The 15,867-nt window shown below is 66.8% G+C and carries 13 protein-coding genes and 1 tRNA gene; 11 read left to right on the top strand and 3 right to left on the bottom strand.

Annotation, left to right across the window (positions count from 1 at the left end):
- Positions 1 to 1,005, bottom strand: coding sequence for a D-alanine--D-alanine ligase family protein (locus tag GON01_RS03785; RefSeq protein ID WP_157026048.1), 1,005 nt, complete (start codon positions 1,003 to 1,005; stop codon positions 1 to 3).
- Between the two features lie 83 nt (positions 1,006 to 1,088).
- Between GON01_RS03785 and GON01_RS03780 the strand changes: the two genes are divergently transcribed.
- Positions 1,089 to 2,516, top strand: a complete 1,428-nt coding sequence (locus GON01_RS03780) for a hypothetical protein (protein ID WP_157026047.1) — start codon at positions 1,089 to 1,091, stop codon at positions 2,514 to 2,516.
- Between the two features lie 196 nt (positions 2,517 to 2,712).
- Positions 2,713 to 2,787, top strand: a tRNA-Glu gene (locus GON01_RS03775).
- Between the two features lie 196 nt (positions 2,788 to 2,983).
- Here the strand turns inward: GON01_RS03775 and GON01_RS03770 are convergent.
- On the bottom strand, positions 2,984 to 3,199 hold the full coding sequence (locus GON01_RS03770) for a hypothetical protein (RefSeq protein ID WP_157026046.1): 216 nt from the start codon (positions 3,197 to 3,199) through the stop codon (positions 2,984 to 2,986).
- Positions 3,200 to 3,423: 224 nt separating this feature from the next.
- On the bottom strand, positions 3,424 to 3,888 hold the full coding sequence (locus GON01_RS16555) for a hypothetical protein (RefSeq protein WP_181599875.1): 465 nt from the start codon (positions 3,886 to 3,888) through the stop codon (positions 3,424 to 3,426).
- Positions 3,889 to 4,018: 130 nt separating this feature from the next.
- Here GON01_RS16555 and GON01_RS03760 point away from each other — a divergent pair, with 130 nt between their 5' ends.
- The 9 genes from GON01_RS03760 to GON01_RS03720 all read left to right on the top strand — a co-directional run bounded on the left by GON01_RS03760 (position 4,019) and on the right by GON01_RS03720 (position 15,826).
- Positions 4,019 to 4,891, top strand: a complete 873-nt coding sequence (locus GON01_RS03760; protein WP_181599874.1) for a LytTR family DNA-binding domain-containing protein — start codon at positions 4,019 to 4,021, stop codon at positions 4,889 to 4,891.
- Between the two features lie 335 nt (positions 4,892 to 5,226).
- The gene (locus GON01_RS03755) at positions 5,227 to 7,272 is read left to right on the top strand and encodes a protein-disulfide reductase DsbD family protein (RefSeq protein WP_232328648.1); all 2,046 of its coding nucleotides are present in this window, start codon (positions 5,227 to 5,229) and stop codon (positions 7,270 to 7,272) included.
- A 16-nt stretch (positions 7,273 to 7,288) separates the two neighbouring features.
- A complete protein-coding gene (locus GON01_RS03750; protein WP_157026043.1) occupies positions 7,289 to 7,897 on the top strand; it encodes a thioredoxin family protein in 609 nt (202 codons plus the stop codon).
- A 73-nt stretch (positions 7,898 to 7,970) separates the two neighbouring features.
- Complete coding sequence (locus GON01_RS03745) at positions 7,971 to 9,119, top strand: sensor histidine kinase (protein ID WP_157026042.1); 1,149 nt, start codon at positions 7,971 to 7,973, stop codon at positions 9,117 to 9,119.
- 8 nt (positions 9,120 to 9,127) lie between these two features.
- Positions 9,128 to 9,760 carry a response regulator gene (locus tag GON01_RS03740; RefSeq protein ID WP_220128448.1) on the top strand — a complete coding sequence of 211 codons (633 nt, stop codon included), beginning with the start codon at positions 9,128 to 9,130 and terminating at the stop codon, positions 9,758 to 9,760.
- A gap of 267 nt (positions 9,761 to 10,027) precedes the next feature.
- A complete protein-coding gene (locus GON01_RS03735) occupies positions 10,028 to 10,639 on the top strand; it encodes a TetR/AcrR family transcriptional regulator (RefSeq protein ID WP_157026040.1) in 612 nt (203 codons plus the stop codon).
- Positions 10,640 to 10,918: 279 nt separating this feature from the next.
- Positions 10,919 to 11,305: a hypothetical protein gene (locus GON01_RS03730; RefSeq protein WP_232328647.1), complete on the top strand. Its 387-nt coding sequence runs from the start codon at positions 10,919 to 10,921 to the stop codon at positions 11,303 to 11,305.
- Positions 11,306 to 11,308: 3 nt separating this feature from the next.
- A complete protein-coding gene (locus tag GON01_RS03725; protein ID WP_157026039.1) occupies positions 11,309 to 12,574 on the top strand; it encodes an efflux RND transporter periplasmic adaptor subunit in 1,266 nt (421 codons plus the stop codon).
- 66 nt (positions 12,575 to 12,640) lie between these two features.
- Positions 12,641 to 15,826, top strand: coding sequence for an efflux RND transporter permease subunit (locus GON01_RS03720; RefSeq protein WP_157026038.1), 3,186 nt, complete (start codon positions 12,641 to 12,643; stop codon positions 15,824 to 15,826).
- Positions 15,827 to 15,867: the final 41 nt, after the last annotated feature.

The raw sequence follows: 15,867 nt of genomic DNA, 5'->3' as shown, positions 1-15,867 counted from the left end.
TCAACCGTTCAGAAGGCCGTGGCGATCCAGACTTTCGGCGAGGATCGTCTCGATCAGCTGCGGCTGGGTCCAGCCGTAGCGTCTCGCGGAGCGGCCGAACACCTTTTCGGACCACAGGTTGCAGTTGAGGTTGACCTCCAGGAACCGCACCTCGCCCTTTTCCAGGTCGACCCGGAACTCGTAGCGGCCATAGTCGAACGGGAAGAACTCGCCGAGCATCTTGCGCGTCAGGCCGTCGATGATCGGCTGGATCTTCGCATCCTCGAAGTCGACGAGCTGATATTTCTGCGCGCGATCGACCAGGTCGCGCTTCTCGTAATAGGTGCGCAGGTGGCTGGGATCGGCCTGCTGGAACAGCATCATCGGCATCACCAGCGGCTGGCCGCCGACGGTGATCACGGGAACCTCCACGTCGGAGCCGATCAGGAACGGCTCCATGATCGCATCATGGCCCATATCGTGGATCTCGGCGATCGCGCGCTTCACGCTCATCCAGTCATGCGCATCCATCACCCCCCATGACGCGGACGAGGCATTGGGCTTGATCACCATCCGCTCGGCCATCGGCGCCCCGTCCTCCGTTACCGGCGCGCCGCGGCGGAAGATCTTCCACGGCGCGGTCGGGATGCCGCGGGACACCGCGCAGAGCTTGGTCAGGTGCTTGTCGTCGGATAGGCCGCGCAGGATCGGCGACGCCCCCAGATAGGGCAGACGCAGCCGCGTGCAGAGCAGCGGCAGCATCATCTCCGAATTGAGGAAACCGCCGCGATTGAGCAGCGGGAACACGAAATCGACGCCGGGATCGCCGAACAGCGCGTCATATTTGTCGGCAAGCGTCAGGTTCAGCCCGAGGCTCTGCAGAATCTCGCGCACCTCGACGTGATAGAGAGCGTGGTTGCCGTCTTCGGGATGCAGGCCGCCGCCCCATTTGGCGTGCTTGGCGATGAACATGATCTTGAGGCGGTCTTTCGCCTCCTGCGGAATGGTCAGCGGCTGAACGGTCATGCGCGCCCCATAGGCCTGCCGAACGGTCTCGCCAAGCATGGGACGGCTTGCGCATGCGAAAGGCGGGGCTAAACCCGCCCGCCATGCGCTTCGAAGACCTGTCGCCCGCCGAGAGCCGCGCCGCCGAACTGATGACAACCGGCGGCGACGCCCGGATAGTCCTCACGCCCGAGCGGCACCAGAACCGCTATTATTCGGCCCCCTGGCCGCAGGAGGTGCTCGCCTACGCATCCTCGACTGCGAACGATATTTCGCCGGACGCCTTCGCGCGCGTGAGCGAACTCGGTGCGCAGGATTATGCGTCGGGGCTGGAGGCGCTGCGCGGCCGCATCCGCGCGGCCTATGGCGTGCCGGACGATGTCGCGATCGTGTTCGCGCCTTCGGGCACCGACCTCGAATATGTCGCGCTCGCCTGCGTCCACGACCGCGCCGCGGGGCTGCACAATGTGCTGCTCGGCGCCGACGAGGTGGGCAGCGGCTGCATCCATTCCGCGCACGGCCGCTACTTCGCGAACGAGACTGCGCTCGGGGCGAGCGTGAAGCCCGGCGACCTGGTTCCGGGCCTGGGCGAGCGCGTGAGCATTGAGGACGTGCCCGTCCGCGACGCGCTGGGCCATGCCTTCACCAGCGCCTGTATCCGCGACCGCATCGAGCAGGGCATCGAGCATGCCGGCGACGCCCGCACGCTCGTCCATGTCGTGCATGGCTCCAAGACCGGGCTGATCCTGCCGCTGATCGAGGACATCGACGATCTGGTGGCGCGGCATGGCGATCGCATCACGCTGGTCGTCGACGCCTGCCAGGCGCGGATCACCAGCGCCGCGATCGCGGATTATCTGAAGCGCGATGCGATCGTGTTCGTGACCGGTTCAAAATTCATGGGCGGCCCGCCGTTCAGCGGCTTCGCGCTGGTGCCGCCGGCACTGGCCGCGCGCGCGCCGAAGCTGCCCGAACGGCTGGACAATGTGTTCCGCCGGGCGGAATGGCCCGCCGGCTGGCCGGGCGCCGACGCACTGGAGGACAGCGCCAATCCGGGCCTTCTGCTCCGGCTGGAAGCATCGGTGTTCGAGCTGGAGCGCTTCCAGCAGCTTTCTCTGAAGCGGGTCACGCGCGTGATCCTCGCCTTCCACGCCGCCGTTCGCGCCGCTATGGTCGATCGCCTGGGCGGCCGGCGGATGGCGCCCTACCCGCCCGGCCATCGCGCCGAAGGCGACGCGCATCCGATCGAGATGCGGACGCTCTCCACAATCGACCTCTCGCGGCGGCCCGGCCATCCCGATTTCGACGAGGCCACGCGCATCCACAAGGCGCTGGTCGAGCTCGGCATCCGGCTTGGCCAGCCGGTCAAATGCGTGAAGCTGGAAGACGGCCGCTGGGGCGCGACGCTGCGGCTGGGGCTCTCGATGCCGCAGGTCGTCGCGCTCAACCGGCTGGACGACGCCGCGCTTGAGGCGAAGCTGGCGGCGGACATGAACCGGGTCGCGAGCGGGATCGAAGATCTCTCCGGCTAGTCCGCGCCGCCCGTTTCGAGCGAAGTGGAGAAACGACAACTCCGAACCCGCCGCTTCTCCACTTCCACGAAGCGAACGGTACGGTGAATGGAACCGGGACGAGGCAGCCACGCTGCGGGCGGTCTGCCACAGCCCCGCGGCTGACCCGCTTGACCCGCGCACGGCGATTCAATAGGGCGCGCGGACCACGCCTTATGGCCCCTTCGTCTAGCGGTTAGGACGCGGCCCTTTCACGGCTGAAACACGGGTTCGATTCCCGTAGGGGTCACCAGTCTCGCCCATGCTGCTGAAAAGCCTGGTTTTACACCGGGTTCGCCTAAGGCTGGTACAGCGAGGCGGGATTGGCTTCGATGGCAACGCCCCTGGTGGCGTTTCCAGACCGGGGCGTAGTACATCTGGCGGCAGATTCCCCCGAACATCCCGGAAGAGGCGCGACGTAAGTGCGAGGTGGCGACGTCGGCGATGCTTCAGGCGCCGATCACACTTGCGCCGCCGGATCGGGGCGAGGACTCGCGCAACTGGATCCGCAATTTCTGCCCGGCGATGTGTTCCTGCGAGCGGTGAGCACACGCTCGGTCAACGAGGCGCTCGCCACGGCCGAGCACTTGATCAACGAAGCGCTCGAGGAACCTGATCCCCAGCATCCGGAGTTCAGCGCGTTCCCGCTTACCCACGCCAACCATGTCGCCATCCTCGGCGTTCTGAGCACATTGCCGGCGCCGCCCAAGACGGCGCCTGAGTTATACGCCGCCCTCAAACGGGCTGGCGCTGATTTTGAGCCCACATGGGCGCCGGATTGGGCACTGTCCATTCGGCGTATATCCGCGGTCGTTAGGAACGACCACCTTGCCGCAAACAATGACGGCGCCGGAACCCGAGGCCCCCGCTGCCGCCCACCTTCTTCCGGTTACCGCGCCCGCTGAGCCTGAGGCTGGGACTGGTAGGTTGATGGCCGCTTCTGCGCCACCATCGGGAAGGTGTCGCCGCCATGGTAGGTGACGGTCCCGCACATAAAGTCGCCCTTGGCCGAGAGCTTGCCGTCGAACAGCACATCGCCCTCGCGAGAGGCGACGACCATGTGGATGCTGTTGCCGGTCAAGGTGACATTGCGCAGGACAACGGGCGCGGTCCTCACCGGCGCCAGCGATCCGCCATAGTCAGCGCCGATGAAGCCGATCGACATAAGCCCGAAACTCGGGGTGCCCCGGGGAACCATCAGGAAATCCCAATGGCCATGGAGGTTCGGGGCCTCGGCGGCCGCCGTAGCGGCTCCCGCGTCGCAGTTGACCGCGATCGACGGTACGGGCTGGGCAGCAACCGCTGCAGGGGCAGCGAAGGCAACCGCCAGGGCAAGCGTCATCAAGCGTTTCATTGTCATTTCTCCATGGACAAGCTTTGGGGCGCGGATCGCGCCGGCAGCAGTTCGACATCTGCTTGTCTTGTTCCCATCGACAAGCCGTGCCTTCGCCAATAGCGTCCACTTTTTCGCCAATGGGAGACGCATGCAGTTCACGCAGCGCCAACGGCCCTCCTGGGGAAGTTGGAGGCCTTTCCTGGCCGCAATACCGGTCGGCCTGCTTCTCGGCTTCGCGGGCCCCTTCGGCTCCTACCCGGCCTTTCCAACCGCAACGCGTTACGCATTCTGGCTGGGGCTGACGGCAGCCGGCGCGGTAGCTGTCGTCGCGGCGAACGCTGTGCTGCCGATGACAAGGCGTCGCGCCGGTGCGATCCGGATCGGAGCCGTCGCCTTGGTCTCTGCGTTGCCGATGACGTTCGTCGTCGCCTGGACCATGTCGCTCGTTCAGCCAGGGCGCTTTTACACGCCCCAGCAGCTGCCGGCGCTGTTCGCGGCGGTGACGGCCGTTCAACTGCTGATAGCTTACGCGACGACGGTGATCGCGCCTGGTTCGGGTGATGCCGGGACACCCGGCCGGGCGCCGGTCCTCCCGGAACCAGAAGAACCGGAACCAGAAGAAGACGCGATTCCTGCTGCCTATCCGTCCGCGCTGCTCAGCAGACTGCCGCCGGGCATCGGCGGCGAGATAATCGCGCTCGAAACGGAGGATCACTATCTTCGCGTGCATGCGCTCGGTGGAAGCGCCCTGATCCTGATGCGGATGGCCGATGCGGTAGCCTTGCTCGACCCGAAGCTGGGAGCGCAGGTTCATCGCCGCTGGTGGGTGGCCCACACAGCGGTCGCGGGCGTGCGGATAGACGGGCAGAGGCTCTCCCTCTGCCTGACCGACAATAGCCTGGTGCCGGTCGGCAGGACCTTCTCCACCGCAGTCAAGGCGAGGTTTGCCCATGCTCGCAACATCGGCCGGGCCGGTCGGCTTCAGCCGCCGGCAAACGGGGCCTCTGCCGACGGCGTCTAGCTATCCTCATGCCCGCTGAGCTATCCGCTGGGCAGGCGGCAAGGCGCTCTTTCGTCTTGGCGAGAGCGCGCCGATGATGATGGCGCGGTCGTACCATCCACCTGGATGGCCCGAGACAATGCAGGCCGCGCCGCGGCTGCTGCAGCAGCACCCACGATCATCGTCCGCCGACTGACGCGGATATCGCACCTCCCGATGTGACGCGTGTGGCGGCCTTCCGTACCTCGCCTAAGTGCCGGAAGTCGCACCTTGGAGCCGTGACCTTCGGCACTTGGTGAAGCGGCCTGCGCAGTGGCAGCTTCTGCCGCATGTCACGCCACGGATATTTGCCGCATTTGGTTGTCGCATGGCTCGCCGCGATGCTGCTCGGCACGGCCGCCCATTGTCAGCTGCCCGAGCCGGGCAAGAGGGCGATCGCGGTCAGCCTGATCCCCGAAATGTCGGTCGTCGCCCCGGGTGAGACCGTGGCGCTGGCACTGATGATGCGGCCCGCGCCGGGCTGGCACGGCTATTGGAAGAATCCCGGCGACAGCGGCATGGAGACGCAGATTGCGTGGGATCTGCCGGCGGGGCTTGCAGCCGGGCCGATCCGATACCCGCTGCCAGGGCGGCTGATCGTCGCTGGCCTGATGAACTATGTCTATGAGCGCGATTACGCCCTTCTTGTCGATGTGAAGGTGCCCGCGACGCTTCCGGCAGGCACCAAGCTGCCGATCCGCGCCCGTGTCGATTATCTCGCCTGCACGAAAGAGTTGTGCGTGCCGGAAACGGCGAACGTCGCCGTCGATCTGGAAACAGGGGCGGCAACGGTCGCGCAGACGAAGCGCGCGATGTTCGATCCCTTCCGGCAGGCGCTGCCGCAGCCGCTCGGGAGCGAAGCGCGATTCGAGCGGATCGGGTCTCGCTTCAGGATGGCAATCCCAGTTCCCGCCGACCTGACGCTTCGCGAGCCGTATTTCTATCCCCTGACGGACGGAGTCGTGCCCTACGCGGCGCCGCAGATCTTCTCCCGGGCGGGCGATACGCTCATCGTCGAAACCGAGGCGCTCTCGAATGGCAGCGGCTTCGGCGTCGTCGATGGCGTGCTGAAGCTGAACGAAGGCACGAGCGTGACGTTGAGGGCGACACCGGGCACCGTCCCCGCAGGCGGCAAGCCAGTCAAGCTGGCGATCCAACACTCGGCATCAGGTGCCTCTGCGATGCTCCCTGCCTTGCTGGGCGCTGTTCTCGGCGGGCTGCTGCTGAACATCATGCCGTGCGTCTTTCCGATCCTGAGCCTGAAAGCATTGAGCCTGGCGAAAGCCAGCGGCGATGAAAGCGCGGCGAAGAAGGAAGCGATCGCCTATACGGCGGGCGCCGTGCTGATCTGTCTTGCACTTGGGGCAGCATTGCTCGCCCTTCGGGCGGGCGGCACCGCGGCCGGCTGGGCGTTCCAGCTGCAGGATCCCCGCATCATCCTGTTGCTGCTGCTGCTCATCACCGCCGTTGCGCTCAATCTCGCCGGGCTGTTCGAACTTCCCGCCGTCACTCTGGGCGGGCGGCTCGCCGAAAGGCGTGGCCTTGCTGGCGCCTTCTGGACCGGTGCCCTTGCAGCGTTCGTCGCGACGCCCTGCACCGGCCCGTTCATGGGCGCCGCGCTCGGCGCAGCCCTGGTGCTTCCCGCGCCCGCCGCGCTCGCCATTTTCGCCGGCCTGGGCCTTGGTCTCGCCTTGCCGTTCCTGCTTCTCGGCTTCGTTCCGGCGCTGCGGCGGCGCCTGCCGAAGGCGGGCGCGTGGATGGAACAGTTCCGGCGACTGATCTCGGTGCCCATGTTCCTCACGGCGCTTGCTCTGGCCTGGATCCTCGGCCGCCAGGCGGGCGTGGACGGGATGGCGCTGGGGTTGACTGCGGCGATGGTCCTCGGGCTTGCCTTGTGGTGGGTGGGACGAAGCCAGGGTCGCGGCGCCGCATGGGTTCCGCTCGCCCCCGCCGTGCTGATCGCCCTGGAGGTCATGCTCCTTCTTCCTGTCGCCGCGGCGGGCTCCGCGCAGGCGCCCCTTCAGGGTGCGCTGAAAACTGAGCCGTTCAGCGAGGGTCGGCTTGCTGCGCTCCAACAGGAAGGCCGGCCCGTGTTTGCGTACTTCACCGCCGATTGGTGCGTGACGTGCAAGGTCAACGAGCGAGGCGCGCTCCAACGCCAGCAGGTCGCGAAGGCGTTCGCCGCCAGGCAGGTCGCGGTGCTGGTCGGCGACTGGACACGCGGCGATCCGGCGATCGGGCGTTTCCTGGAGAAGCACGGCCGCTCCGGCGTGCCCCTATACCTCTATTACGCGCCGGGCAAGCCGGCCGAAATCCTGCCGCAGGTCCTGACACCCTCGCGGCTCGTGTCGATGCTCAGCTGAAGGAAGGAATGTCCAAATGAAGCAGATGCTCAACGCTTTCGCCGCGCTCGCCATCATCGCCGCACCCGCTTCGGCAACTCCGGTCGTGGGCAAGCCCGCGCCCGATTTCAAGCTGACCGACGCGAACGGCCGGATCGTCACTCTCTCGGGCTTCCGAGGCAAGACGGTGGTGCTCGAGTGGACCAATCCCGGCTGTCCCTTCGTGAGGAAACATTACGGCAGCGGCAACATGCAAAGGACGCAGGCAGCCGCTGCGAAGGACGGCGTGGTCTGGCTGACCATCAACTCGGGCGCGCCGGGCAAGCAGGGATATATGAGCGGTCCGGAAGCCAAGGCCTTTGTGGCGCAAAGCGGTGCCCGGCCGACCGCCTATCTGCTCGACCCGCGCGGCAACGTCGGCAAATCCTATGATGCCAAGACAACGCCGCACATGTTCGTCGTCAACAAGGCCGGCACGCTCGTCTATGCCGGCGGGATCGACGACAAGCCGACCGCCAACCCCGCCGATATCAAAAGCGCGCGCAATCATGTACTGGCGGCGCTCACCGAGCTGAAGGCCGGAAAGGCCGTGTCGGTACCGACGAGCCGCCCCTATGGCTGTGCGGTCAAATATGCGGAGAGCTGAGGACCAGGTCGCACCTTGGAACCATGACCTTTGGCCTATGGCCATGCGTCCTTCGCTGTGACAGCATCGGTCAATGGCAGGCCAGTTCAGATCCCGGCACCACTGGCTCTTCTGCGTCGCTGCGCTGGCGGTGTGGCTGGCGCTGGGCTGGCCGGTCCTCCAGAAGTTCATGACCGGCGCGACCGTGCGCGGGGCGCCCGTGCCGGCGCCCTGGCTCGCGCCCTTCATGATCTTCGGAGCGGCAGTCCTCGGGGCGATGATACTGAGGCTGCGTCCGAGGCTTTTGTGGACCCTGCTGTGCGTTCAGCTCGCGGCGGTATTGGCGATGGCGATCATCGTTCCATGGGCCGGCATGTCGGAATTCCTCGTCATCATCGCGTGGCAGGCAGCGCTGGCGACCACCCCTGCAAGGGCGCTCGGTTGGGTGGCATTTCAGACGCTCGCGGTCATCGGCGCGCTCGCGCAAGCGCTTAATCCCGATCTTTGCTGGGTCATCGGCAAGGCATTTGCGGTGCAGCTGCTGCTCGTCTTCACGGCACAGGCGCTGCGGCGCGAAGCGGAGACGGCGCGGGTGTTAGGCCAGACGAACAGGGAGTTGCAATCCGCTCAGGCCGTCATCGCCAACACCGCCCGCGACGCCGAGCGCCTGCGCATTTCGCGCGAGCTCCACGATGCCTGGGGCCACGAGCTGACCGCGCTGGGGCTGCAGCTTGAGATCGCAAGCCATGTGACCGGGGACGGGCGAGCGACCGATCATGTGATCCGGGCGAGAGGCTTGGCCCGCGACCTGCTCGCCAAGGTGCGCGACGTCGTCGCCGCTCTGCGCGAGAATGAACCTCGCGATCTGAAGGACGCATTGGAGGCGCTTGCGCGAAGCGTTCCTACGCCCGCGGTCCATGTGGCGGTGTCTCCAGGAGTGCGAGTCAGCCCCGACCAGGCACATGCTCTGATCCGCTGCGCCCAGGAGGCCATCACCAATGCGGTCAGGCACGCGGACGCTTCGAACCTGTGGCTTCACGTAACCTCGGATGGTGACGGCGTGCGTCTCGTGGCGCGCAACGACGGCGCGACGCGGCGTATCGCTTCGGCTGCCGGCTACGGCCTTCTCGGCATGCGTGAGCGGGTCGAATCCCTCGGCGGCCGGCTCACCGTGCGAACCGAGGCCGCTCCCGGTTTCACGCTGGATGCTTGGCTGCCTTTGGTTGCGCCGCGGCCCGCATGATCCGGGTCATGCTCGTCGACGACCAGACACTGGTCCGCCAGGGCATTCGCGGTCTGCTCGAGCTCGTTCACGACATCGAGGTGGTGGGGGAAGCGAGGGACGGAGAGGAGGCGCTGGAAAGGATTCCGGAGCTCAGACCCGACGTGCTCCTCCTCGACATCCGCATGCCTCGGCTGAACGGCATCGCCGTTCTCGAGGCGCTACGCGCGGCGGATGCGCTGCCGCCGACGCTTGTTCTGACGACCTTCGACGATGGCGACGCAGCGATCGCGGCGATCAAGGCCGGCGCCAAGGGCCTGATGCTCAAGGATGTCGCGCTCGATGATCTAGCGCAGGCCATTCGAGCCCTCACCGACAACAAGACTGCATTCCAGCCCGCCATGACCGAGAGCCTGATGGCGGCAATCCGCCGCAGTCCCTTGGCGTCATCCGACGACTATGCCGCGGAGGCGCTCACCGGGCGCGAAAAAGAGGTGCTGCATCTGATCTGCGCGGGCTACAGCAACAAGGAGATCGCCGATCTGCTGGCCTTGGCGGAAGGGACCGTCAAGAACCACGTTTCCAACCTGCTGCTCAAGCTCAACGCCCGGGACAGGACACGCGCGGCGCTCAAAGCGTTGCAGGAAGGGCATCTGGGCTAGCCCATTCGTCGACTTGCCGCGACCTGCCTCAGCCTGGCCGAATTAGTCATTCCGCTATTCTTTCTTCCTGATTGCGTTTCGGGCCGAGGCGCCGCCTTCCAACGGGGCCGCTGGCCGACTGGCCGGCGCGCAAAACGGACCTGAAGTTCTATCAAACGCCAAGGCGGACGTTCTGCACCATGCCTGCGCGAGGCCAGATTCCCCAATCGGACGATGTGACGTCGGGGGGTGGTCAGACCGGCGCCGATAACTTATATACCGCTCGTTATGGAATCGAGCGCCGCCGTTCCCCATCGCGGCCGTCCGCGTGAGTTCTGCACGGAGCAGGCGCTGACGGCGGCGCTGCGCGTGTTCTGGAGCAAGGGGTATGAAGGCGCGTCGATGACCGACCTCACCAGCGCCATGGGGATCACCAGGCCCAGCCTTTACGCCGCTTTCGGCAACAAGGAACAGCTGTTCTGCAAGGCGCTCGACCTCTACGAGCGCGAGAAGATGGACTATGTCGGCAAGGCCCTGGCCGAGCCGACCGCGCGCCAAGTCGCCGAGCATCTGCTGCGTGGCGCGCTGGAAAACCAGACGAGCAATTGCGAGCCGCGCGGCTGCCTGGGCGTGATCAGTTCGGTCGCGTGCGGCGAGGAAGCGCAGTCGATACGCGAATTCGTGCTCGAACGCGGTGCTTCGGCCCGTCGCGCGCTGGTCGCGCGTATGGAGCGCGCCAAGGCCGAGGCCGACCTGCCCGGCCATGTCGATGTCGAAGGGCTGACCAGCTATCTCTACGCAATCCTGCAGGGCATGGCCGTGCAGGCGGGCGCCGGCGCATCGCGCGAGGATCTGGAGCGATTGATCGAGACCAGCCTGGCGTTCTGGCCGGCTGCGTGAAAAAAAGTTTCGCCGGCAAATCAAGTCCCTGCGCCCAAACTTCATACCGATCGGTATAAAATAGCCTTGAACGCCGGCTGAACGGATTATATACCGGCCGGTAGAGATTAGCGGCCGAGGTGCCACCACTAACATAAACCCACGGAAACGAGCTGCGGCGATAGCATCGCTGCGACGCATTCGTGCCGCCGAAAACAAGTGCCGGAGCACGCGGGCGCATTGCGCTTTCGCGAACGGGTGCTGGTCGCCCGGCGCCGGCGGAGAAAAAGGGAGTTGACCATGGCTTATCTGAGCTTCGCCGAGCCGGCCGCGGCGACCGCGCCGATGATGGCGCGCCACGATCCGATCCCGCCGAAGGTGAGCCTGAGCGCGATCGAATGGTCGGTCGTGGCGCTGGCGCGGCGCGATACGCTCGCGTCGCTGCGCACGCCGGGACGGATGGCGACGGCTTTTGCCGCGCTGTTCGGAGGAAGGACCGAGAACCGGTTGGCCGATCCGCGGCTCGAAGCGCTGCGCCGGGTGTCGGTGCACGCCTGGTATCGCGGCTTTGCCATTCCGGAATCCGAGGTCGATGGCTTTTACGCGGCAGGCTTCACGCCGGACCATCTCGAACTCGTCGTCACCAGCATCAGCCGCGGCCGCAGCGAGCGCCGCCGGAGGGCCTGAGCCATGAACATGATTTCGAAGATCGAAGAGACGAACGACGTCGCCGCGTCGGGCGAGCCCGGGGCTGGCGCGCGGTGGCGCAAGGGCGCCTTTGTCGGTGTGCCGCTCGCCGTGCTGCTCGGCGGACTGGTTGTCGCCAATCGCGAAGCGCCGCCCCCTCCCGCGCCGCCGGCGCCGACGGTGACCGTCGCCCAGCCGCTGGTTCGCGACGTCAACGAGTGGGACGATTATGTCGGCCGCTTCGAAGCGAGCCGCGCGGTGGAGGTGCGACCGCGGGTGTCTGGCCAGATCACGGCCGTTCATTTCACCGACGGACAGACGGTGCACAAAGGGCAGGTGCTGTTCACGATCGACCCGCGCCCGTTCGCGGCGGCGCTTGCCGAAGCGCGCGCCCGGCTGGCGAGCGCCGAGAGCGATCTCGCGCTGGCCAGGGCCGATCTGGGCCGTGCGCAGCGGCTGCTCGACGATCAGGCGGTGTCGCAAAGCGAAGTCGACCGGCTCCAGGCGCGGGTGCGCGCGGCCGTGGCTGCCGTTGCCGGCGCGCAGGCGCGGGTCCGCTCACGCGCGCTCGACCTGGAGTTCACCCAGGTTCGCGCGCCGATCGGCGGCCGCGTGTCCGACCGGCGCATCGATCCAGGCAATCTCGTCATTGCCGGCGACGGTGCGGCAGGCTCGCTGCTCACGACCATCAATGCGCTCGATCCGATCTATTTCAGCTTCGACGCGTCCGAGGCCCTGTTCCTGAAAGCGAAGCGTGCCCAGGAACAAGGCGCCGAAGCCTCGAGGGTCGAAATCCGGCTGCAGGACGAGCCGGATTATCGCTGGAAAGGCCGGCTCGACTTCACCGACAACGGCATCGATCCGAGGTCCGGCACGATCCGGGGCCGCGCGGTGCTGGACAATCCGGGCATGTTCCTGACGCCTGGCATGTTCGGCAACATGCGGCTGGCGAGCGGCGGCACGGTCAAGGCGCTCTTGGTGCCCGATGCCGCGGTCCAGACGGACCAGGCGCGCAAGATCGTGCTGGTGGTCGGCAAGGACGGCACCGTCGCCGCCAGGCCGGTCGCGGTCGGCGCGCTCGTCGACGGACTGCGCGTCATCCGATCCGGCCTGACGCCGGTCGATCGCGTCGTGATCTCGGGAACGCAGCTGGCCGCTCCCGGCGCTAAGGTGCAGGTCCGCCCCGGCCAGGTGACGCCTCAGCGGATCGCCGACGCGCCGGCGATCGGCACGCCGCCGCCTGACCAGGCGACCTTCGCCGCCCGCTAAGCGTAAGGGGGGCCCGGAGCCCCTCGCATCCAACAGATCAGCTCCATTCGAGCGAGGAGAAGCCCCATGCGCCTCTCGCGTTTCTTCATCACGCGCCCGATCTTCGCCGGCGTCATCGCGATCGTGATCACGATCGTCGGCGCGATCGCCTATTTCGGCCTGCCGGTCTCCCAATATCCGGAGATCGTGCCCCCAACTGTCACCGTGTCGACCGCCTATCCCGGCGCCTCGGCCGAAACGGTGGCCGATACCGTCGCCGCGCCGATCGAGCAGGAGATCAACGGCGTCGACAACATGCTCTACCAGTCGTCGCAGTCCACGGGCGACGGGCGGCTGACGATCACCGTCACCTTCAAGCTCGGCACCGATCTCGATACTGCGCAGGTGCTGGTCCAGAACCGCGTCGCGCTCGCCGAGCCCAAGCTGCCGGAGGAAGTGCGCCGCCAGGGCGTGGTGGTACGCAAGACCTCGCCGTCGTGGCTGATGGCGGTCAACGTGCTGTCGCCCGACGGCTCGCTCGATCGCAGCTATGTCTCGAACTACGTCCTCACCCAGCTGAAGGACCGGCTGACCCGCGTCGACGGCATCGGCGACGTGCAGGTGTTCGGCGCGCGTGACTTTGCGATGCGGGTCTGGATCGATCCGGGCCGGGCCGCCGAACTTGGCCTGACGGCGGGCGAGATCGTTTCCGCGCTGCGGTCCCGCAACGTGCAGGTCGCAGCCGGCACGATCGGCCAGCCGCCGTTCGACAATGGCGCGGCGCACCAGCTGAACGTGGAGACGCAGGGCCGGTTCGACACCCCGCAGCAATTCGCCAACATCATCATCCGCACCGATCCCGCCACCGGCGCGATCACGCGGCTGTCCGATGTCGCCCGCGTCGAGCTGGGCGCCGAGGATTATGGCGTCAACGCGTATCTCTCCGGCAAGGATTCGGTGATCCTGGGCATCACGCAGCGGCCGGGCACCAACGCGCTCGCGGCCGAGCAAGGCATCCTGCGCGAGCTGAAGGCCGCGTCGAAGACGTTCCCCAAGGGCCTCGAATACCGCGTCATCTGGAATCCGACCCAGTTCATCAGCGAATCGATGCACGCGGTGCAGAAGACGCTGCTCGAGGCGATGGTGCTGGTCGTGCTGGTGATCCTCGTCTTCCTGCAGAGCTGGCGGGCGGCGGTGATCCCGATCGTCGCGATCCCGGTGTCGCTGATCGGCACCTTCGCGGTGCTGGCGGGGCTTGGCTATTCGCTGAACACGCTGTCCATGTTCGGGCTGGTGCTCGCGATCGGCATCGTTGTCGATGACGCGATCGTCGTCGTCGAGAATGTCGAGCGCAACCTGGAGCATGGCCTGAGGCCGCTGGAGGCCGCGCGGCGGTCGATGGACGAAGTGTCGACCGCGCTGGTCGCGATCGTGCTGGTGCTGTGCGCGGTGTTCATCCCGACGACGTTCCTGACCGGCATTTCCGGCCAGTTCTATCGCCAGTTCGCGGTGACGATCGCCAGCGCGACGGTGATTTCACTGCTACTGTCCCTGACCCTGTCGCCGGCGCTCGCGGCGATGCTGTTGCGGCCCAACGCGGTCGAGGCGCCGGCGCATGGCTGGCGGCGCGCGCTGTTCGTGGCGGGCGAGCGGTTCAACCGCGGCTTCGACGCGCTCAGCCGCCGGTATGCGGAGCTGACGCGCAGGCTGGTCACGCGGCCGAAGCGGATGCTGCTCGGCTATGCCGGGTTGGTCATGGCGACGTTCGGCCTGTTCTGGATCACGCCCGGCGGCTTCATCCCCGCGCAGGACCAAGGCTATGCGCTCGCGGCGGTCCAGCTTCCGCCCGGCAGCTCGCTCGCGCAAACCGACAAGGTGCTGCGCCAGACGGTGGGGAGGCTGCTGAAAGTGCCGGGCACCCAGGCCGCGGTGATGTTTACCGGTTTCGACGGCGCGTCGGGCACTCAGGCGTCAAATGCCGGTGCGGCTTATGTGACGTTCAAGCCGTTCGGCGAGCGGCCGGAGGGCGGCAAGACCGAAGCCGAGATCGTCGCCGGGATGCGCGGTGCCGTCGCCGACATGAACGAGGCGATGGTGTTCGTGATCCCGCCTCCTGTCATTCAGGGCATCGGCAATGGCGGCGGCTATCGCATGATGGTGCAGGACAGGAACGGCGCCGGCTATCGCGCGCTGGAGCAGGCCGCCGGCGGGCTGATCGGCCAGGCGAACCAGACGACCGGCCTCGCCCAGGTCCACACGCTGTTCAACACCGGCACGCCGCGGATCTTCGCGGACATCGACCGCGCTAAGGCGGACATGCTGGGCGTGCCCCCCTCGCGGGTGTTCGAGACGCTGTCGGTCTATCTGGGCTCGGCCTATGTGAACGATTTCAACCTGCTGGGCCGCACCTTCCGCGTGACGGCTCAGGCCGACGCTCCGTTCCGCGACGATATCGGCGACATCGCCAACCTGAAGACGCGGTCAGACACCGGCGGCATGGTGCCGATTGGGTCGATCGCGACGTTCCGCGACCTGACCGGTCCCTATCGCGTCACCCGCTTCAACCTGTTCCCGTCGGTCGAGGTGGATGGCGAGACCGCGCCCGGCTATTCCACCGGTCAGTCGATGGCGGCGATGGAGCAGCGGGCGGCAAAGCTGCCGGCCGGATTCAGCGGTGAATGGACCGACCTCGCCTTCCAGCAGAAGGCTGCGGGCAATGTCGCCGGCATCGCGTTCGGCATGGCGGTCGTGTTCGTCTTCCTGGTGCTGGCCGCCCAGTTCGAAAGCCTGGTGCTGCCGCTGGCGGTGATCCTGATCGTGCCGATGACGCTGTTCGCGGCGATGACCGGCGTGAACCTGCGGGGTATGGACAACAACATCCTGACGCAGATCGGCCTGATCGTGCTGATCGCGCTCGCGGCCAAGAACGCGATCCTGATCGTCGAGTTCGCCAAGCAGGCGGAGGAGCGGGGCGAGAGCCTGGTCGAGGCCGCCGTATCGGCGGCGGGCAGCCGGTTGCGGCCGATCCTGATGACCAGCTTCGCTTTCATCCTGGGTGTGCTGCCGCTGGTGATCGCGAGCGGGCCCGGTTGGGAGCTGCGCCAGGCGCTCGGTACGGCGGTGTTCTTCGGCATGCTGGGCGTCACCGCTTTCGGCCTGCTCTTAACCCCGACCTTTTACGTCGTGAGCCGGACCCTGGGCGATCGCGTCGCCCGGTGGCGCGGCGCTGGGCCAGCGGGCGGAACCATCATGTTTCCTGCGGAACAGCCTTGAACTCCATTCGGCCTGAGCTTGTCGAAGGCCCCCCTTCCTCT

It is taken from the genome of Sphingomonas horti (assembly GCF_009753715.1).
In the GTDB taxonomy this organism is placed as follows: Bacteria; Pseudomonadota; Alphaproteobacteria; order Sphingomonadales; family Sphingomonadaceae; genus Sphingomonas_B; species Sphingomonas_B horti.
Note: the sequence above shows the minus strand (reverse complement) of the source record. Positions and strands in the feature narration are given on the sequence as shown.

Excerpts from the sequence above, each read along its gene's own strand:
- GON01_RS03780 (WP_157026047.1), top strand. The coding sequence starts at position 1,089 with ATGCGCTTCGAAGACCTGTCGCCCGCCGAGAGCCGCGCCGCCGAACTG.
- GON01_RS03725 (WP_157026039.1), top strand. The coding sequence starts at position 11,309 with ATGAACATGATTTCGAAGATCGAAGAGACGAACGACGTCGCCGCGTCG.
- GON01_RS03770 (WP_157026046.1), bottom strand. The coding sequence starts at position 3,199 with ATGGTTGGCGTGGGTAAGCGGGAACGCGCTGAACTCCGGATGCTGGGG.
- GON01_RS03720 (WP_157026038.1), top strand. The coding sequence starts at position 12,641 with ATGCGCCTCTCGCGTTTCTTCATCACGCGCCCGATCTTCGCCGGCGTC.
- GON01_RS16555 (WP_181599875.1), bottom strand. The coding sequence starts at position 3,888 with ATGAAACGCTTGATGACGCTTGCCCTGGCGGTTGCCTTCGCTGCCCCT.
- GON01_RS03735 (WP_157026040.1), top strand. The coding sequence starts at position 10,028 with ATGGAATCGAGCGCCGCCGTTCCCCATCGCGGCCGTCCGCGTGAGTTC.
- GON01_RS03750 (WP_157026043.1), top strand. The coding sequence starts at position 7,289 with ATGAAGCAGATGCTCAACGCTTTCGCCGCGCTCGCCATCATCGCCGCA.
- GON01_RS03740 (WP_220128448.1), top strand. The coding sequence starts at position 9,128 with ATGCTCGTCGACGACCAGACACTGGTCCGCCAGGGCATTCGCGGTCTG.
- GON01_RS03785 (WP_157026048.1), bottom strand. The coding sequence starts at position 1,005 with ATGACCGTTCAGCCGCTGACCATTCCGCAGGAGGCGAAAGACCGCCTC.
- GON01_RS03730 (WP_232328647.1), top strand. The coding sequence starts at position 10,919 with ATGGCTTATCTGAGCTTCGCCGAGCCGGCCGCGGCGACCGCGCCGATG.
- GON01_RS03760 (WP_181599874.1), top strand. The coding sequence starts at position 4,019 with ATGCAGTTCACGCAGCGCCAACGGCCCTCCTGGGGAAGTTGGAGGCCT.
- GON01_RS03745 (WP_157026042.1), top strand. The coding sequence starts at position 7,971 with ATGGCAGGCCAGTTCAGATCCCGGCACCACTGGCTCTTCTGCGTCGCT.